The organism is Oceanobacillus neutriphilus (assembly GCF_014645515.1).
In the GTDB taxonomy this organism is placed as follows: Bacteria; Bacillota; Bacilli; order Bacillales; family Amphibacillaceae; genus Oceanobacillus; species Oceanobacillus neutriphilus.
On record NZ_BMLW01000005.1, the window covers coordinates 99,947 to 119,404 of the forward strand.

At 36.0% G+C, this 19,458-nt stretch carries 22 protein-coding genes; 13 read left to right on the forward strand and 9 right to left on the reverse strand.

Features of this window, described 5'->3' with window-relative positions; translation table 11 throughout:
* Positions 1-383 precede the first annotated feature (383 nt).
* The 12 genes from IEX29_RS09485 to cls all read left to right on the forward strand — a co-directional run bounded on the left by IEX29_RS09485 (position 384) and on the right by cls (position 9,222).
* Positions 384-1,337 (forward strand): thymidylate synthase, encoded by a 954-nt coding sequence (locus IEX29_RS09485; RefSeq protein ID WP_188734226.1) that lies wholly within the window; start codon positions 384-386, stop codon positions 1,335-1,337.
* A 94-nt stretch (positions 1,338-1,431) separates the two neighbouring features.
* Positions 1,432-1,866, forward strand: coding sequence for a dihydrofolate reductase (locus IEX29_RS09490; RefSeq protein ID WP_373290668.1), 435 nt, complete (start codon positions 1,432-1,434; stop codon positions 1,864-1,866).
* A 76-nt stretch (positions 1,867-1,942) separates the two neighbouring features.
* Positions 1,943-2,149 (forward strand): twin-arginine translocase TatA/TatE family subunit, encoded by a 207-nt coding sequence (locus tag IEX29_RS09495; RefSeq protein WP_188734228.1) that lies wholly within the window; start codon positions 1,943-1,945, stop codon positions 2,147-2,149.
* A gap of 30 nt (positions 2,150-2,179) precedes the next feature.
* Positions 2,180-2,350 (forward strand): twin-arginine translocase TatA/TatE family subunit, encoded by a 171-nt coding sequence (locus tag IEX29_RS09500; protein ID WP_188734431.1) that lies wholly within the window; start codon positions 2,180-2,182, stop codon positions 2,348-2,350.
* Between the two features lie 71 nt (positions 2,351-2,421).
* Complete coding sequence (gene tatC, locus IEX29_RS09505) at positions 2,422-3,177, forward strand: twin-arginine translocase subunit TatC (RefSeq protein WP_188734229.1); 756 nt, start codon at positions 2,422-2,424, stop codon at positions 3,175-3,177.
* Positions 3,178-3,189: 12 nt separating this feature from the next.
* Positions 3,190-3,414, forward strand: coding sequence for a YozE family protein (locus IEX29_RS09510; protein WP_188734230.1), 225 nt, complete (start codon positions 3,190-3,192; stop codon positions 3,412-3,414).
* Positions 3,415-3,697: 283 nt separating this feature from the next.
* A complete protein-coding gene (vrrA, locus tag IEX29_RS09515; protein WP_229720153.1) occupies positions 3,698-4,195 on the forward strand; it encodes a VrrA/YqfQ family protein in 498 nt (165 codons plus the stop codon).
* Between the two features lie 120 nt (positions 4,196-4,315).
* Positions 4,316-5,275, forward strand: coding sequence for a peptide-methionine (R)-S-oxide reductase MsrB (gene msrB, locus IEX29_RS09520; protein WP_188734231.1), 960 nt, complete (start codon positions 4,316-4,318; stop codon positions 5,273-5,275).
* Positions 5,276-5,317: 42 nt separating this feature from the next.
* Positions 5,318-5,521 (forward strand): DUF6501 family protein, encoded by a 204-nt coding sequence (locus tag IEX29_RS09525; RefSeq protein WP_147207742.1) that lies wholly within the window; start codon positions 5,318-5,320, stop codon positions 5,519-5,521.
* A 189-nt stretch (positions 5,522-5,710) separates the two neighbouring features.
* Complete coding sequence (locus IEX29_RS09530; RefSeq protein WP_040981312.1) at positions 5,711-5,950, forward strand: ferredoxin family protein; 240 nt, start codon at positions 5,711-5,713, stop codon at positions 5,948-5,950.
* Between the two features lie 138 nt (positions 5,951-6,088).
* Entirely contained in the window at positions 6,089-7,606 is a 1,518-nt protein-coding gene (locus IEX29_RS09535) for an FAD-dependent oxidoreductase (protein WP_188734232.1), read from the forward strand.
* A 152-nt stretch (positions 7,607-7,758) separates the two neighbouring features.
* Positions 7,759-9,222, forward strand: a complete 1,464-nt coding sequence (gene cls, locus IEX29_RS09540) for a cardiolipin synthase (protein ID WP_229720154.1) — start codon at positions 7,759-7,761, stop codon at positions 9,220-9,222.
* A 49-nt stretch (positions 9,223-9,271) separates the two neighbouring features.
* Here the strand turns inward: cls and IEX29_RS09545 are convergent, their stop codons facing one another.
* Positions 9,272-9,547, reverse strand: coding sequence for an acylphosphatase (locus IEX29_RS09545; protein ID WP_188734233.1), 276 nt, complete (start codon positions 9,545-9,547; stop codon positions 9,272-9,274).
* Between the two features lie 230 nt (positions 9,548-9,777).
* On the opposite strand from IEX29_RS09545, the gene IEX29_RS09550 reads away from it, so the two are divergent.
* On the forward strand, positions 9,778-10,731 hold the full coding sequence (locus IEX29_RS09550) for an NAD-dependent epimerase/dehydratase family protein (protein WP_188734234.1): 954 nt from the start codon (positions 9,778-9,780) through the stop codon (positions 10,729-10,731).
* A gap of 4 nt (positions 10,732-10,735) precedes the next feature.
* On the opposite strand, the gene IEX29_RS09555 is transcribed toward IEX29_RS09550, so the two are convergent.
* The 8 genes from IEX29_RS09555 to IEX29_RS09590 form a co-directional block, all read right to left on the reverse strand.
* A complete protein-coding gene (locus IEX29_RS09555; RefSeq protein WP_188734235.1) occupies positions 10,736-11,611 on the reverse strand; it encodes a MurR/RpiR family transcriptional regulator in 876 nt (291 codons plus the stop codon).
* A 387-nt stretch (positions 11,612-11,998) separates the two neighbouring features.
* Positions 11,999-13,084: a tyrosine recombinase XerS gene (gene xerS / locus IEX29_RS09560; RefSeq protein ID WP_188734236.1), complete on the reverse strand. Its 1,086-nt coding sequence runs from the start codon at positions 13,082-13,084 to the stop codon at positions 11,999-12,001.
* Between the two features lie 424 nt (positions 13,085-13,508).
* Positions 13,509-14,024 carry a DinB family protein gene (locus IEX29_RS09565; RefSeq protein WP_188734237.1) on the reverse strand — a complete coding sequence of 172 codons (516 nt, stop codon included), beginning with the start codon at positions 14,022-14,024 and terminating at the stop codon, positions 13,509-13,511.
* A gap of 86 nt (positions 14,025-14,110) precedes the next feature.
* Positions 14,111-15,304 carry an alpha/beta hydrolase family protein gene (locus IEX29_RS09570; RefSeq protein WP_188734238.1) on the reverse strand — a complete coding sequence of 398 codons (1,194 nt, stop codon included), beginning with the start codon at positions 15,302-15,304 and terminating at the stop codon, positions 14,111-14,113.
* Positions 15,305-15,332: 28 nt separating this feature from the next.
* Positions 15,333-15,950 (reverse strand): TetR/AcrR family transcriptional regulator, encoded by a 618-nt coding sequence (locus IEX29_RS09575; RefSeq protein WP_188734239.1) that lies wholly within the window; start codon positions 15,948-15,950, stop codon positions 15,333-15,335.
* Positions 15,951-16,176: 226 nt separating this feature from the next.
* The gene (locus IEX29_RS09580; protein WP_188734240.1) at positions 16,177-16,935 is read right to left on the reverse strand and encodes a methyltransferase domain-containing protein; all 759 of its coding nucleotides are present in this window, start codon (positions 16,933-16,935) and stop codon (positions 16,177-16,179) included.
* A 345-nt stretch (positions 16,936-17,280) separates the two neighbouring features.
* Positions 17,281-18,333 (reverse strand): NAD(P)/FAD-dependent oxidoreductase, encoded by a 1,053-nt coding sequence (locus IEX29_RS09585; RefSeq protein ID WP_188734241.1) that lies wholly within the window; start codon positions 18,331-18,333, stop codon positions 17,281-17,283.
* A 176-nt stretch (positions 18,334-18,509) separates the two neighbouring features.
* The gene (locus tag IEX29_RS09590; protein ID WP_188734242.1) at positions 18,510-19,430 is read right to left on the reverse strand and encodes an alpha/beta hydrolase; all 921 of its coding nucleotides are present in this window, start codon (positions 19,428-19,430) and stop codon (positions 18,510-18,512) included.
* Positions 19,431-19,458: the final 28 nt, after the last annotated feature.

The following is a 19,458-nucleotide window of genomic DNA, read 5'->3' on the forward strand; positions in this document are numbered from 1 at the left end:
TCCACGTAAAACGCGTGTGATTACAAAGCAGAAGAACGAAATATGAATAAAGGCAGCTTCCGATAGAAGAAACGGGATCATGATCATCCACTTCTGTCTAGCGAAGCTGCCTTTACATTCTAATGATTCCGTACCATCTTCTTTGCTTGTACCCATATTAGCTTAATTTTTTTATACAGTCAAGAAATCCTGGCTATTTTAATAAAATAATCAAAAGGTTTTGAATTTATACCTGTTTTCTCTTCATTGAATTTGTATATTTTAAAGTTGGGAAATATACAGAGGACAAATTTCTGTTATAATAATGATTGTTTAAAGGTTAAATTATATAAGCAAAAGAAGTTCCTACATATTAGGAGTCAAAATATAGAGGAGGATTATCTATGCAGGGAGAACAAGGTTATTTAGAGCTGTGCCGGAAGATATTAGATGAAGGGCTTAATCGCGATGATCGTACAAATACGGGAACATATTCGATTTTCGGGCATCAGATTCGATTTGATTTACAAAAAGGGTTTCCATTATTAACTACGAAAAAGGTTCCATTCCGTTTAATTGCTACAGAGTTATTATGGTTTATTAAAGGGGATACGAACATCCGCTATTTACTTGAGCATAATAATAATATCTGGAATGAATGGGCATTTGAAAAATGGATTAAAAGCCCGGAATATACAGGTCCGGATATGACAGACTTTGGTATACGCAGTCAGAAGGATACAGCGTTTAAAGAAGAATATGAGCAGCAGATGGAGCTGTTTAAAAAGAAAATATTAAATGATGATGCTTTTGCCAAAAAATACGGGGATTTAGGATCCGTATATGGAAAACAGTGGAGAAAGTGGGAAACTTCAAAAGGCGAATCGATTGATCAATTGAAAGAGACTATTGAAGCTATTAAAAATAACCCCAATTCCAGACGTCATATTGTATCTGCATGGAACCCCGAGGATGTTCCATCTATGGCTTTGCCGCCGTGTCACACACTATTTCAGTTTTATGTAGCGGATGGAAAATTATCCTGTCAGCTATACCAGCGCAGTGCTGATGTATTTATTGGTGTACCTTTTAATATTGCAAGCTATGCACTGTTAACACATTTAATTGCTCATGAATGTGATTTAGAAGTAGGCGAGTTTGTTCATACCTTTGGAGATGCGCATATCTATTCCAACCATATAGATCAAGTGAATCTGCAATTAGAAAGAGATATCCGGGAGCTGCCGGTATTAAAAATAAATGCAGACGGAAAATCAGTTTTTGATATCGATATTTCCGATTTGAAAATCGAAAATTACAATCCACACCCTGCTATCAAAGCACCAATTGCTGTTTAAATGCTGTAAGAAAACAACTCGGAATGGAGGCTAAAGCGTGATTTCATTACTATTTGCCGCAAGCAGAAATAATGTTATCGGTTATCAAAATAAGATGCCCTGGCATTTACCGCAGGATTTGAAGTTTTTCAAAGAAAAGACAACCGGAAATACGATTATTATGGGAAGAAAAACATTAGAATCGATGAATGGACCTTTGCCGAACCGGCGTAATGTCGTACTGACCAGAAATAAAGATCTGGAAATTGGAAATGTAGAAATAATTCATGATTTATCTACCGTGGAGCGTTGGAACAAGGAACATCCGGAAATCGAATATTTCATCATTGGCGGCGGAGCAATTTATGAACAAGCAGTGCCTATTGCTGACCGGATGTATATTACAAGAATTGATGAGGAGTTTCCCGGTGATACATTTGCTCCGGCATTTACTGAGGCAGAGTGGAAGCTTACAAAAAAGGAAAAAGGAATAAAGAACGATAAAAATCCTTACGACTATTATTTTTTGCAATATGACCGTAAAAATTAACTTGTCTAATGTTTTCTAATCATGCTATGATATGGGAAGAAAGATAATGTTCTATACGTAAAGAAGGTGTCAATAGATGTTTGCAAACATAGGCGTTCCAGGACTTGTACTGATTGTGATATTAGCTCTTATTATCTTTGGCCCGAATAAGCTGCCGCAAATAGGGAAAGCTGCAGGGCAGTCACTGAAGGAATTTAAAAATTCTACACGGGCTTTAACACAGGATGTTAAAGACGAAACAGATGAGGTTAAATCCATTATCAAAGAAGAAAAAATGAGTTAAACTCATGTACGGAGTTGATGGAAAATGAGTATATTTTCAAATATCGGATTTCCCGGAGTAGTTTTGATAGTCATTGCCGCCTTGATTGTCTTTGGTCCAAACAAGCTTCCCGAAATCGGAAAAGCACTTGGTGAAACATTAAGAGAATTTAAAAACGCAAGCCAGGACATCATGAACGACAAACCTAAAAAGAAACAGTAACTTATTGCAGAGGTGTAGGGAGTATTCCTTGCATCTCTTTTGTGTCATCAGCTTAGGGGGTGGGTTGAACTATGCCAGAATCAGAAGAACATATAAACGGAGAAAAAGAAATGAATTTTGGGGGACATTTAACAGAGCTCCGGAATCGTTTAATCGTTACAGCGATTGTTTTTGTATTATTTTTTATTGTCGGCTTTCTAAACGTGAAAAGCATCTATACTTTTTTTGTAAATGATATTGATATGCAGCTGACTGTAATAAGCCCTGCTGAAATTGTCTGGATTTACTTTTCAATGGCTGGATTAATTGCTTTGGCCGCAACGATACCAATTATCGCCTACCAGCTCTGGGCATTCGTCAGCCCGGCTTTAACACCAAAGGAAAAGCGTGTATCATTAGTTTATATACCCGCTTCACTGATATTATTTGTATTAGGACTTGTCTTTGGATATGTTGTATTCATTAAGTTAATTTTTCCTTTTCTATTATCATTGAATGATGGTATGTTTAATGTCATGTTTACGGTAGAGCGTTATTTTGGATTTTTGTTAAAGATAACAACGCCATTTGCCTTTTTATTTGAGCTTCCAATCGTTACAATGTTTTTGACCAGCCTGGGTATCCTGACACCGGCATTTATGACAAAAAACCGGAAGTATGCCTATTTTGTTCTAATTGTTATCGGAGTTCTTATTACACCGCCTGATTTTGTTCTGCAAATTGTTGTAGCAATTCCGCTGATTATTATTTATGAAATCAGTATTCAGCTGTGTAAGGGTGTTTACAAAAAGAAACAAGCTCAGCATGAAGCATATATGAATGAGTAGGGGAGGGGAACAATGCATCAATCTTTTTATCAATTCTTATTAACGCACCGCGGGAAGTTACAGCAGGATGATTACTCTAAATTAGCTGATTGGGCTTTTTACGATCACCATTTCCCGCAGTATGCATCCAGCTACGATGAGATCAGTGATTATCTGGAATGGAATAGTCCTTTTCCAGAAGCACTCAAAGCCTTTGATGAGCTTTGGACAGAATATGAATGGAAATACAGCAGCTGAAACAGGCTGCTTTTTTTCATGGATAAATAATGGCAGTCATCTGCTTGTTTATTAACGGTATTGGAATAAACAATTAAACAAACGTTTGATTAATTAGTATCTGACAAATATAGAAACTTTTCGACAACCTTTATAAATATCATTGATTATTTGTTGATTCCTGCGGTTTCCCGGGAAATGATTATATGAATACGGGGAAATGTCTACACAGTTGAATTGCTTCCGCATACTTTATAAGAGGACAGAAAGTGAAATGAAATAGATGAATAAGGGGTAGATAGTGATGGTTTTCCCATCTAGAAATCAAATGCCTCGTTCGCCGCGTCCCCCTTTTCGTAATAACAATCATAATAATTTGAGGGGGATTCCAAAAGAAATAAGAAATACAAGCGGAGCAGCAGGTGCAAAAGGCGGATCAAGAGGTTTATCAAGTTTATTGTCTGGAGGAGCCGGTCAAGGGTTAGCGCAATCAGGAGGAATTTCTACACTTTCAAAAACACTCGGAGGAGTACAGCAGGTTTTGGGTGTTGTGCAATCAACAGCACCATTAATTCAAGAGTATGGGCCGATGATTAAGAATATACCTACTATGTACAGGATGGTGAAAGCTTTTAAAACATTTGGCAAAGAGGATAGTGAAGAAGCTCCGACGGATACAACGCTGAATGAAAGTAAGGATTCAAAAATTGCTGTAAATCAGCAGCAGGAGAAGCCGCAAAAGGAAGAAGTATCCGAGGAAATAAAAGCAAAGGGTGTTTCCACACCGAAGCTGTATGTTTAAAATCAGGGAGAGGGCTGTCTCTATTATGAATTATAAAAGCCTTCTGCTTGATTTTTTTTTATAAAAAAGGAAGAATAGGGAGAGAATAAATAATAGAAATAGTGATGGGAGGATATAAGTATGTCACAACAAAAAGAACTCGCCACTTTCGCGGGAGGATGCTTTTGGTGCATGGTGGAACCATTTGATGAGCGCCCAGGTGTTATCAGCATCCATTCCGGATATACTGGCGGCCATGTTGAAAATCCAACATATAGACAGGTTTGTTCAGATACAACAGGGCATGTTGAAGCTGTTCAAATAGAATTTGATCCAAGTATTATGCCATACAAAGAGCTTGTTGAAACCTTTTGGCAGCAAATAGACCCGACAGACGCAGGCGGCCAATTTAATGACCGTGGTGAATCCTATCAGACAGCTATTTTCTATCATAGTGAAGAGCAGAAAGAAATAGCAGAGCATTCAAAGGAATTGCTGCAGCAAAGCGGAAAGTTTAAGAAGGATATTGTGACGCCGATTCTTCCAGCAAAACCTTTTTACCAGGCAGAAGAAGAGCATCAGGACTATTATAAAAAACGTTCTTTTCATTACAAAATGTATAAAAAAGGCTCTGGCCGAGAAGCATTTATTAAAGAAAACTGGCAAAACAAGCCTTCTGAAAAAGAATTAAAAGAGAAGCTGACACCGCTGCAGTACCATGTCACACAAGAAAATGGAACAGAGCGGCCATTTGATAATGAGTATTGGAATAATAAAGAAGAAGGTATTTATGTAGATATCATTTCTGGAAAAGTACTTTTTTCATCCAAGGATCAATACGATGCCGGCTGTGGATGGCCAAGCTTTACCAAACCGGTTGACCGCCAGCAAGTCACAGATGTTACAGACACATCTCATGGAATGATTCGGACAGAGGTTCGCAGCAAACAATCAGATTCTCATCTGGGACATGTTTTTGAAGACGGTCCGAAAGAAGCGGGAGGATTACGTTATTGTATGAATTCAGCAGCGATGCGCTTTATTCCAAAGGACAAGATGGAAGATGAAGGATATGCTAACTATTTATATTTATTTAAGTAGTTAATAATATTATTATGTAAACAAGAGAAGGAGAACAAAAGAATGATTCATAAGAATTGGGAAAATAGAGAGACTGAAAAACAAATTAAATGCGTACATGCTGATGCTAAGAAATTTATTGTTGACCGCAAATTGACTCCGGGGAAAGTTTATGATGTGAAAAATGAAACAGAAGAGTTTTATTTTATCATCGATAACAGTGATCGCATTGGCGGCTTCAGAAAAGATTACTTTGAAGAATGTTAATCAGATAATTTGACAGGAGATAGGGTTACTTTAAAAGACGCCTTATCTCCTTCTTACATATTTCATCTTATTTGATAAACCAAAGCCGTATAAAGGTGTATGAAAACAAAATCAAGTTTTCATTTATTTTAAAATGCGTTATAATTACTTAATACATGAAAAACATTGATAAAGAGGAGGAGAATCTCGTTGGCTTTTATTATTACTTCACCATGTAAAACAGAAAAAGCAGGGGAATGCGTAGAAGTATGTCCTGTTGATTGTATAGAAGAGGGCGAAGATATGTTCTATATCGACCCTGATATTTGCATCGATTGCGGTGCATGTGAGGCAGTTTGTCCAGTAGAAGCAATCTATATGGAAGACGAAGTGCCGGATGAGGAAAATGAATATATTTCATTGAATCGGCTGTTTTTTGAAAACCGTTAATTATATTATACAAAGGCTGCTTATTGAATATAGAAGCAGCCTTTTTCTGTGTCCTCATCATTGCTTTTAATTCTTTTGAGTAACTGTACCTGAAAAGGAGATACTAAAGGAAACAAGCAAATGTGAGGTGCAATAAATATGAGTTCAAAATCAATTTGGCAAGCAGATACTGCATTGAAAGAATTCCCTAAGCTTCAGGAAGCAAAGCAAACCGAAGTCTGCATTGTTGGAGCTGGATTAACAGGAATTACTGCTGCCTATTTACTTTCTAAAAAAGGAATGAAGGTTGTTTTATTGGAGGCAGATCAAGTGCTTAGCGGTGTTACTGGACAAACTTCAGCAAAAATAACCGCCCAGCATGGAGTCATTTATTCAGAACTGATTGAAACAATGGGTAAGGAAAAAGCAAAACAATATTACCAGGTCATGCAGGAAACGATGGATTTTATTAAAAAGGAAGTCACACAGAACCGGATTGATTGTAATTATGAAGAGCAGGATGCTTTTCTATATACAAATGATGATGCTTATTTATCACAATTAGAAAAAGAAGCGGAAGCATATAAGGAACTGGATATTCCAGGAGAGCTTATCTCAGAGATGCCTCTGCAGATTCCATCTAAACAAGCATTAAAAATGCCGGGACAGGCTCAATTCCACCCTTTGAAGTATTTACAATTTATGCTTGAGGAAGCTGTTAATAATGGAACAGAGGTTTATGAGCAAACCGTCGCTATGAAGCTGGAATACAATAGAAAAAACACTGTAATTACAAAGGATGAACATCGTGTTACCTGTGATTATCTAATAGCGGCTACCCAATTTCCTTATATTGACCATCAGGGTCTCTATTTTGCCAAAATGTATGCGGAGCAATCTTATATTGTATCTGGCAAATGGACAGGAGAGTACCCGGGCGGGATGTATATTAATGTAGAGAACCCGACCCGTTCCATCCGGACAGCCAAATTAAATAATAAAGACAGCTATCTCCTTGTCGGTGGTGAAAATCATCGTTCGGGGGTAAGCATGGACGAAAAATTATGTTATGAGAATCTAAAGGCCTTTGCGAAAGAGCAGTTTGAGATCAACGATATTTCTTATCAATGGTCTGCACAGGATTTTACCACATTGGATAAAATGCCGTATATCGGCCCGATAACGAAGGGAGATCCATCTATATTTGTTGCGACAGGCTTTAGAAAATGGGGAATGACAAACGGGACATTAGCCGCGAATATTATTGCGGATACCATCACTGGAAATGATGAAAATCCGTATAAAGAATTATTTTCTCCGGCGCGCTTCTCCTCCAAGCCGATGTTAAAGAATTTATTCAGCTTTAACATGGAGGTTGCGACAGAACTTATAAAAGGCAAGCTTGATTTCCCTGCTTCTAAGGATATAGATGAATTAAAGGCAGGCGAGGCAGCAATTACAACTGTTAAAGGCGGACGGGTTGGTATTTATAAAGATAAGGAAGATCAATTACATGTGCTGGATACAACATGTACCCATTTGGGCTGTGAAGTAAACTGGAACAGTGCAGACAGGACTTGGGATTGTCCTTGCCATGGATCCCGTTACAATTATGACGGAGAAGTCATGGCAGGTCCTGCGAAAGAGCCTTTAAGAAAAGTAACCCTTGATGATTGACAAATAAAAGGAGCACTTTATGTAACAGTGTTCCTTTTATTTATTTATATCTGCAGCAATAATTGACTTAACTTTTTATTACATTTAGTGTACTATGTATAAATCAAATAAATTATAAAAATGATCGATTTAGAAAAAGAAGGTGTTTTATATTGGAGACAGAAATAGCAAATATTATTACAGCAATTGCTTCCATTACAATTTTTATTAATTTATTATTGGCACTGGGTGTATTGTTTTTTGAGAAACGTGATCCCGGCTACACTTGGGCATGGCTGTTGGTTTTATTTTTCCTGCCTATTGTCGGATTCTTAATTTATATCTTTTTAGGACGCAGTTTAAAACAGAATAATTTCTATAGATTAACAAACGAAGAACAAAAACTGCTGAAAGAAGAAGTTGATACACAATTAAAGCTAATTGATGAAGAGAAACGGACCGATATACCTTGGATAACACAATACGAGGAGCTTATCACAATGAATTTGCGGTCCTCTCATGCAAGATTATCCGAGGATAATGAAATGGTCATATTTAATGATGGCCATAAGAAATTTGATGCGCTGTTTGAAGATATTGCAGCTGCAAAACAAGAGATTAATATTCAATATTACATTATTCAGCCGGATAATCTTGGAAGAAGGCTCCGGGACGCTCTGATAACCAAAGCAAAAGAGGGCGTAAAGGTCCGTGTTTTATATGACGAAGTCGGCTCAAAAAAATTGCCCTCCAGGTTCTTTGATGATTTAAAAAAGGCCGGCGGGCTGGTCCGTGTTTTCTTCCCATCTTTTTTAAAGCTGATTAATTTTCGGATTAATAACCGGAATCACAGAAAACTGGTCATTATTGACGGTGCGCTTGCCTATGTGGGCGGCTTTAATGTAGGTGACGAATATCTCGGGGAGGATAAAAAATTCGGTTATTGGCGTGATACACATTTTAAAATATACGGAAATGCAGTCAATGATATTCAAACCAGGTATATCATGGATTGGCATCAGGCCGGGAAAGACAAGCAGCACGATGACTATAAGGATTTTTGCTTCCATTTGGAGAAACACCATGGAAAAAGCCCGGTACAGGTTGTTTCCAGCGGTCCAAACTCGGAAACAGAGCATCTAAAGAATATGTATATTAAAATGATACTCTCCGCCAAGGAAAGCGTCTGTATCCAAACACCATATTTTATACCGGATACCAGCTTTATGGATGCTTGTAAAATGGCACTCTTATCCGGAGTGGATATACGGATTATGATTCCCTGCAAACCGGATCATCCATTCGTTTATTGGGCAACCTGGGCATATGCCGGGGATTTGCTGGACTACGGCGCAAAAATATTACTCTATGATAATGGTTTTCTACACGCCAAAACTATTGTAGTAGATAAGAAAATTGCATGTGTAGGAACCATGAACATTGATTCCCGAAGCTTCCGATTAAATTTTGAAGTAAGTGCAGCTACGTATGATGAGAGTGTTTCTGAAGAATTATATCGTATCTTTGAAGAAGATTGTAAGCTATGTTCTGAATTAACACCAGAACGCTATAGCAAACGCTCCTTATGGATTAAATTCAAAGAAGGTATTTCCCGATTACTATCACCAATTCTATAAAAATAGACCTGATACAGTTTATTTCGTACTGTATCAGGTCTATTTATTTTTAATATTTAACATCAAAAGAGGTATACTCAGGATCTCCGGAAAGCTTATTGACATCCATCTCACTTACTTTTGCAAAGCGGGTAGGGCCTTTTTTTATTTCTTCAAGGAAACGGTCAATATGGTTATCTTCTCCATATGCCTCTAAAGAAACAGCGCCGTCATCTTCATTTTTTACCCATCCGGTAATGTTATGACTCATCGCAGCATGCTGTGTGAAGTAGCGGAAGCCAACACCTTGTACGCGTCCCTGGACTCTGGCAGATACATATTTCATAGATAATCACCTCTTAGTAGATATGATAGCATAATTCATTTATCAATTTACAGTAAAGTGATATAACTGAAATCAATATGTATGACTGGAAGTTTGTTATGTATTAATTTTTACAAATAAGAGGGGAAAAGAAGCTTATTTTTAGAAAAGCTTTCTAAATCTTTACAAGTCTATTTATTCTGGCGGGGGAAGGTGGTAGTATTAACTTCAAACTGAAGGAGGGAATAGAAATGAAAGTCATTGTTATTGGCGGTCAAGGTCATATCGGCTCGTATCTGGTACCTAAGCTGGTGAAGACCGGTTATGAAGTTACTGTAATCAGTAGAGGGAAAAGCCGTCCGTATGTAGAAGATAATGCTTGGAATAAAGTGGAACATCTTTTATTGGATCGAGACCAAGAGGAAAAATTCGCGCACAAAGTTGCCTCGCTAAATGGAGATATTATTATTGATTTAATTAATTTTAGTCTAAACGAAACAGAAAAGATGGTACAGGCTTTAAAAGAAACCAAACTTTCGCATTATTTATTCTGCTCTTCTATATGGGCACACGGAAGAGCAGAGATGCTTCCTGCAGACCCGAATAGTCTAAAACATCCGTTAGATGATTACGGCATTCAAAAGTATGAAAGTGAAAAATATTTAAAGGAAGAATACCTTAACAACGGTTTCCCGGCTACAGTCATTATGCCTGGGCAGATTTCGGGCCCCGGATGGACCATTATTAATCCATTAGGAAATCTAAATAATAACGTCTTCCAACAAATTGCTGATGGAGAAGAAATTTGTTTACCTAATTTGGGCATGGAAACATTGCATCATGTTCATGCCAATGATGTTGCCCAAATGTTTGTGAATGCCATCACTCATAGAAATCAAGCATTGGGAGAGAGCTTCCATGCTGTTGCAGAAGAATCTATGACACTATACGGCTATGCCACAAGGATGTTCCAATTTTTTGGACAAGAACCAAATATCAAGTTCTTACCTTGGGAAAAATGGTGTGAATATGTAAAAAATGAAGATGATATTGATAAAACTTATTATCATATTGCAAGGAGCGGGCAATATAGTATTGATAATGCTAAAAAATTGATCGATTATTCACCAAAGTATTCTACGCAGGAAGTAGTAGAAGAAAGCATGAAAAATTATATTGAAAGAAACGTTATTACAATAGAATAAAAAACTAATCATCACGAATAATCTGGTTATTAATTTGGCGCGATTCGGTCATTCGCGCTAAATTAATTTTATAATCATAGTGTTTATCATACTCCGTAGCAAAGTAGCAGGAATATAAGATATCAAGCACTAATGAAATAGATTCGAGGGATGAGAACCCCGCAATTTTTGTGAATGATTTTTCTCTTGTTGTAATGTGCAAAGTGACTTCTGCTAATCGTGTCAGACTATTATCACCAATACTTGTGACAGCAATAATCGGAACTCCGTTTTGCTTCAGGAGACGGATGGTTTCAAGTAATGGTTCCGATTCTCCAGTATAAGAAATACAGATGGCACAAGCTTTTGATGTAGTCATTACAGCTTCTTGAAACATCGTATTTTGAATAGGAAAAATCTCTGCTTTCTTTTGAATATGACGTAATTTATAAACAAATTCTTCTCCTAAAAAGATAACATTGGAGAGACCAAATACTTTAATTTCATCATGATTTTTCATAATACTGATTGCTTTTTGCAGAGATTCGCGCTGAACAAGGGAGAGTGTATCTTTTGCACTTTCCATTTTAAGCTGAGCGATTTTACTTGCTATATTTACAAACGAATCACTTTTTGAAAATGGGGCATTAGCGTCGATGTCTTGAAAATTTGTTCGTAAATAAGCGGTTTCCTCTAAAAACGCTGTTTTAAATTCGATCCAGCCCCTAAAATTCAGCTTTTTGGCTATCCTAATCAAGATAGAGGGGGAGGTATATGTTTCGTCGGCAATCATTATTGTTGAGTAATTAGCAATAAGTTCTTGTTTTTCTAAAATAAATTTGATAACAATTTTTTCGTTTGGAGAGAATTTTATCATTTTCATTTTTTCTTGTAGTAACATTTCATTCACCTCCTTATGATCGTAATAAAAAGTAGAGAGCTTTGCAACAAATGGATGGGATTAAATAAATAATTTACAGCGCAATCAAACATAGTTGAGTAGTTATTTAGAACATTGAATGCATTTTCTTGCAAATGATGTAAAAATTCAATCATATCTCACTATCCAAAGTATACTTTAATTTGAGACGTGATATTCAGATGTTTTTTATAGTTTCTCATAATAGATATTATGTCTACTCGGAAAAATTAAAAAGAAAAGAGGTTGCTTATTACAACCTTTCAATCAATAAAATGTATACTATGGCTCTATAACATCATATGTGTATAGATTCTTCTCTTAGGATTTTTTTAAAAATTTAAAGTGGCTTATATAATACTAGGGTACTCAGTCATCACCTTTAGGAATATCCATCTTATCTACAGCATTTTTCAAATCATCATTGTTAATATGCGTATAAATCATCGTCGTTTGTATCGATGAATGGCCGAGCTGGCGCCTTAATTTCGGTACATCATTAATTTCATTATGATACCTTGTTGCAAAGGAATGTCTTAATTTGTGGACGGATAATGATGGCTTACCAAAAGCATTGGCATATTTTTCGATTAATTTTTCAATAGAGCGTGCGGTAAGTCGCCTTGGTGTTCCTTTTGGTCCCATTGCAGCAGCAATGAATAAAGCTTTATTTGCTTTCTCAACATGATAGCGTTCCGATCTAATTTGTAAATATTCGTCTAAATCATCCATCGCTTGCTTGCTGAAATAAACATATTGTTCTTTGTTTCCTTTGCGAATCACACGTGCAGTATATTTGCTGTGATCAATATCATCTAAATCCAGATTCACAACTTCTGAAAGCCGTAATCCGGAACCTAAAATAAGCGAAACAATCGCTGTGTCACGTTCGCGGTTCAGAAGGTGGAAGTTTACGAGTTTTTTATTATCTTTATAAAGCTCACCGTAGTCATAGGCAATGAATTGGCGAAATCGTTCATATTCATCACCCATTAGGATTTTTCCTTCCATTTTGTTTGCAGTTGTTTCCATACTTTCTTTTATATCATTGAATTCAAGCTTTGCCATCACATTACGCTTTAGATATGGTTGTAAATCACGTGTTTCGGCAATATTTTGCAAGTAGTTGAAAAGAGATTTTAAAGCTGATAATTTACGGTTAATCGTAAGTTCTTTGTTATGTAATTCATATTTAAGAAAGGACAAAAATCGCTCAGCTTCCTGAACAGTAAGTGATTCAAGTAACTCAAGCGGCAAATCTTTTAATTCACCGGAATAATAATTTTCAGTAACGAGCCAATTGAAAAAGATTTTATAATCATGCGCATAATTCAGCAAGGAAGCTGCTGATAATTTTCTTTCTTTATAATTAATAAATTCCTCAACATACCAAGGAAGTTCTTTAAGTAAAGTTTGAAGTTTATTATATAGTTGCTGTTTTGAATGATTTGTCAATTAGATCACCTCATAGATATATTTTATATGAATTTAATTAAAATTGCAATTTATTACGTCAAATTTATATTTTACGTAATAATGTATTCTAATAATATTTCTTTCACATAACTTCCTTCCGCCTTCTTTTGTTCAAAGACAAAAAGTCTAAATTATTTTCCCCTTCATTGTTCTATGTAATTTGTTTATTGATTAGTTCATTACTCCAGACTACATATGTGAATAATGTTTTACTTACTTCCTCGGTTTGAATGTCCCGTACTTTTGCGTCTTGATTTAGCGGAGTTAAATCATTTTTAGGGATATGTTTCCGACTGAAATAATTTAATAAATAAAACTCAAGAGTCTATCCTTAAATAAGTTAACCAAGGTAGATTCTTGAGTTTTATTCGAAGAAGTTTTCTATAAAGCTTCCTTTTTCCCTTCAATTATTGAATAGCCCTCTTCCTCTGAGGTTGGCAGAAACAGGCTCCTTCCCTATTTCACGTGCCCATATTGATAACTGACCAATATGATGGATTTCGTGGACAATGACATGACGTATAATCTCTCCGTGTGTACATTCAATAACTCGACGTCTAATCGGCATATCTCTAGAGCTAATCGGTTCTTCATTGAAATCATTTTCTGAAAGTTTCCGAGAATCCATTTCATTTGTCCAGGAATTTACAAATGGCTTCACTTTCTTATGATATTGAGCTGAAAGATTTTTCACTTTTTGTAAGCTGGCATAATCCTTAAATAAAGGCTCCTCTGGCACTGGTTCACCACTCAAACCCATGATCCACATATATTCTACATCTACTATATGAAATAGCGTATGCAGAATACTGCCGAACCCGCCGACTCGATTCTTTAATAATTCTTTATCTGGTATATCTTCGCACCATGTAAACCAATCATCACGAACTTGCCAGTTGTATTGAAATAATTTTAACATCGCTGCTGCCTCCAATTGGTTATTATATAAACTCATCTGACAAAAAATGAGCAGTGTTCCAGAAAAGGTGGATTAAAAAAATCAATCTATTTGAACACATCGTCCAGAAATTCAAAAGTAACTTGACGCATACGACTTAAATTATTTACTTGACAATGAGCAGCGGCGCCTTCTTTGACTGAAAAAACCTTCAAAAGTTTTTTAGAAGAAGATATATTTACATGGAATTGCTGTGCTTGATTGATGATCTCCTCTCCATCTTCTTCACCAGTTAATGATAAAGTAGGACATTCGATTTTTTCCTCCAATCCATTAACACGGAAATGATCCAGTTTGGTCATTAATTCATGTAATGTTTGAGCACCAAAAGACCTCATTGCCACGTCTATAATTGCTTTTTCACCATCAGACATCATTTGATCAAGTTTTTCAGGCGGTAATTGCTGCACTTCTTCTGTTAAAACAGTGCGCAATAGGTCATGCAAACTGCGTAAAGGTGAATTTGGAATTAATGCTTGAATTCGATTATCATTAGCTGCGGCACGAATCGCAACAAATCCTCCAAAGCTATATCCTGTTATGGCTATTTTTTTAGGGTTAATTTGATCAATTGCTTCTAATTGATTAATCGCTGAAGAAACGGACTTTTCACAATCCTCTGGTTCTTCCATCGATAATCCTGACAGATAATTCGCTCCCGGGTTATGCGGCCCTTCAAAAAGTAGCACATTGTATCCGCGGCGAAGACATTCTCTTCCAATCCACAAGTACATTTCCATCGCAGTTCCTTCTCCTCCGGTAGCTACAATGAGTGTAGGGTTGGACGATTTTTCACTCTGTGGTGTAAATAGGTAACAAGGAAGAATGCCTTCTTTATACGAGACATCCAGTTTTACAAAAGGTTCATCTAATAGGTCGCATGCTTTTTCAAACATTATGTAAGACTGCTCCCAATACCGTTGGTGATCTGGATGTTTTGGAGATAATATTCCCATAGCAGAACGATAATAACTGGCAGCCCGCAGGTATAAAAATCCACCAGATCGTCTATTTTTTTCTTGTTGTTTTGCAATATGCTCTACGATTCCTGCGATTTCTGACCAAGCACTCGCAAAACTATATATGTTCCCATCTTCTGTATTTTGAACAACCTGTAAAATTTCTCCTATTTCTGCCCCTCCTTCGCTCATTGTTGCCAAAGTACGCATTAATTGAAAGTCCATTTCCTGGTCTTGAAACAAATAGGGACGAACGCCACTTCTTCCTTCTTCGAAACTCATTAAATCTCCTCCAACCTTTTGTGTATTATTAATGAAAATCTTTAGTTCCTATTCCTTCAACTAACTGGTGGGCAGCTTTTCGAAACCGATTGTCCAATGTTGAAATATCCTCTCCCATTAACGCAAAATAAAAGTAAGTGCCTATTAACTGGTCAATAACAAGATCAATATCTACATCCGAACGAATTTGTCCACTTTCGATACTCTCTTCTAGTATATGGGTAAATATCTGTCGACGTGGTAGAATGTATTGCTCTCGATACATTCTCATTAGTTCCGGGTTACTGATTATTTCTAAAATAATAGGTGTTACTTTTTGTACCGAAACTCCAAATGACTGGCTAACTGATTCAATCATTCCCTTTGCAATTTTGAGAAGATCTTCAATTTTGTTGCCGGTATTCGGGATTTGAACTTTATCAGCAATGGAACCGAATGCCTCCGAAACTAAATCTTCCTTTGTTTTCCACCTCCTATAAATAGTCGTTTTTCCTACGCCAGCTTTTTCTGCAACTTTTTCAATTCGTAGTTTTGAAATACCTGTCTCTAGCATAAGTGATCGCGTTGCAGATAATATTGCTTGATGTGCCTTTTGACTACGTGGACGCCCTGCATTTTTTTGTGTGTAATCTGAAATTTCCTTCATTATTTAAATACCCACCTTTTACATTACGATACGAATCGTATCATAAATAATAAGGCGATGTCAACTGCTTTTATGTTTAAAAATATATCTAGTCCTACTTTTTAGAGACATATAAATCAGTTGGTGAAAATCCAAGCTGTCAAAAACAAAAATGTTCTTTGGTCCTTAGATAAAAAACCCGTCTTGAGCATTTATTCAAGACGGGTTTTTTATCGTTTTATAAGATTTATTTATGATTATAAGCAACTATTATAAATCGATGTTCATAGTTTAAAATATAGCCATTTAATGTTAATTCTTTATAGGCATTCAACAGCTGTTCAAAGTTATCCTTTACATTAAATGCCGGAAATTCCCACTCAATAACCTTTGCATAGTAAATTAGAGCTTTCATATTAAAAAATTTTTGGTAAGGAAAATATTCATTAGCAAACACAATCTCAAAATTACTTTCCTTTAGTTCGTGTTGAGTATTTCTCAAATTTAAGGTTCTAAATTTAGGTTGAAAATCAGGAATAAGCATATTTGATAATCGGTTTCCATTTTTTCCGCCAACCTGTTGAGTGATAAACACACCATTTGGTCTTAATACTCTTTTTACTTCATTAACATTAAATGATTCATGTCTATTCATAATGATATCAAAACTATTATCATCATAATCAATGATGTCATCGTTATCAATTGAAGCTAGATTTATCCCTAAAGGAACTAATTTTCTTTTTAAAAGCTCAATATTTGGCTGCCAGCCTTCTGTTACCGATGTTTTTCCATAAGGATGGTTTAAAGATAGAAGAAACTCTCCGCCTCCTGTACCCATATCGAGTAATTCTAAAGCTGGAGACAAGTACTTGTTTACGATTCCAGCATAATTCCATGGAAGAGCTTCATTTTCCCAATCATCCATTATATAAGAAAAATCCCAACCTTCAAATTTCACTTCTTCATATTTTGTCCATTCGGTTTTTAGCGCATTTATATTCATAATAACTAACCCTCCACTTTTTTTATTATGTGGACGATACAGTTAACTGATAGATAGACTTAGGTTAACCTCGATACAGGCTCCATCAGATTTACTAACTGTATCGAGTAATTAATTCGTTTCATATTAATGAACTCCCTCCATATACTAGACTCTGCCCAAATAATTGTAATTGTAAATTTCACGGATTAATTTAAATATACCAAACTTTTTCATTATTAAAAAGCTTATTTTGTTGACGACGAGTAACTAAAGGAATTTCAAACTTTATTACAGATTAGCCGAATAAGAAAAAGCAGCGCTGCATAGTGTAGATGATTACTATGCAGCGCTTATAAATTTCTTTTACTTTTTAGTATATAAATGCGGAAGCAGCTCTCTGTTTTTCGCATCAAATTTAGAGTTATGAGAAGAAATATAAATCTCTTTATTTGAGTCAGGCTTCATATATAATTTTGCCTGGTTTACTGCATTTGCCGCATCATTATATGCTCCAGCGATTAATCGTACTTTGCCATCAAATGAAAGAATATCACCAGCAGCATATAAACCGTCTATGTTTGTTTCAGCTTTACCAGATCCTTTCACGAAAAAGTCACGTTCCAGCTCTATTTGTAATGGACTTTCTTTAATAAATTTCAGTTCCCTGTCATAACCATAATTAATGATTAAGTCATCCGCTTCAAATTGGACCTCTTCACCGGTTTTTTGATTTTTTGTCAGGATTTCTTTGATACGATGGCCGTCCTCATCAGCAATCAGCTTCTCTATCTTCGTATTTTTATAGATACTGGCAGAGGAGGCTTCCAGATGAGCGATGTGTGCTTCCATCGCTTTGAATTCCTCCCCGCGATAAATCAATGATACTTTTTCTGCGATGGGCTCCAGTTCGTTGACCCAGTCAATGGCCGTATCTCCACCACCGGAAATGACTATTTTTTTATCTTTAAATTCCTCAAGACTCTGAACCGTATAATGAAGATTGCTGGCTTCAAAACGATCCGCTCCTTCTATATCTAATTTAATTGGTTCAAAGATTCCTCCCCCAGTTGCCAGAATAACTGTTCTGCTCACGTATTCGTGTCCTGTATGAGTAGTTACCACAAAAAGCTCCTCTTGATTCTTTTCCAACTTTTCCACTTTTTCCTTTAAAATAATTTCCGGATCAAATGTACACGCCTGCTCTTTCATCTGCTCTATCAATTGAGCGCCGGTAATCGGCGTTATACCTCCTACATCCCAAATCATTTTTTCTGGATAGACATGAACCTTGCCTCCAAGCTCAGGTTTAAATTCGATAATGCGGGCGGATAAATCCCGCATTCCACAATAGAAGGCCGCATATAAACCTGCTGAGCCGCCACCAATAATTGTTACATCCTTGCATTCTGTCGTCATTTAACAACCCTCCCTAATTGGAAATTTAACCAGTTCGACACCCTCCGCTATTATTTCTATGCCGTTCTAATGACAGTATAGGTAGTATTTGAGCAACGCTTGATGCCAACTCTACATTTTGTTTTATAACGGTTTGCCGTTCTGCCAGTATCCCTCTTTAATTATTTTTTTGAACATTATGACTTAAAGTGATATTGCATTTCTTTAATCATTTGATTAAATCCTTGCTTACCTTCTTTAGTGTTGCCAAACAGTGGCCAACAATGGCACATTTTTTCTCCAATAATATAATTAATATTTAAATTGTATTGCTTTTCTACGTCAATAAACCTTTCTAAATAAGCATAAAATATTTCACGGGTGCCAAGCATTATTGTAAAAGGACATAAACCTGTCATATCAAAGTTGATGGTCGTTGACAGCCCTTTAAATTCTTCTTCATTCATATAACGTGTCAATTCAACCATAAAAGCTGGATGCATTATTCTATCATATTTATTTAAGCGATACATATGTCTGAGTTCTTTTTCTTTAGGTGGTACATCCGCTGCTGGTGAACAGAGCATCATATGGTTTGGATACGGTAAATTTCGATTGGTCTTTTTCATATAAGAAAAGATATATAAACATAAAGAAGCGCCTGCAGAAAAACCAATGATTTGTATATATTTTGCCTCGTAATCTTCTAATGCAAGTTCATATGTTTGTAACCCTGCTTCACAAATTTTTGAGAAGTTTACATTTGGCAGCAATGGATAAAACGGAATAATGATTTCTACATCCAGATGATTTATTATTTTTATAACCTGTTTAAAATCATTTCCTGATGGCGGTGCAATAAATCCTCCACCAAAGAAATAAATGACTGCTTTAGATGGTGTTTTACCTTTTTTCTTTATTCGATAACAATCTCTATTATGAACCGCCGTTTTTTCGACATGATAATTTTTAAATTTGTTTTCAGGAAATTTAAAACGTTGCTTTTCAGGCAAATTACGCATCATTTCATCAAAAGCTTCACCCTTTTTAGCCATATTTCGCTTATTATTTATTAATTTAAGTACAGCCATTGTATAATGATATTGTAATGAAAGCATATTCATAAACCTCCAAATATCGATTTAT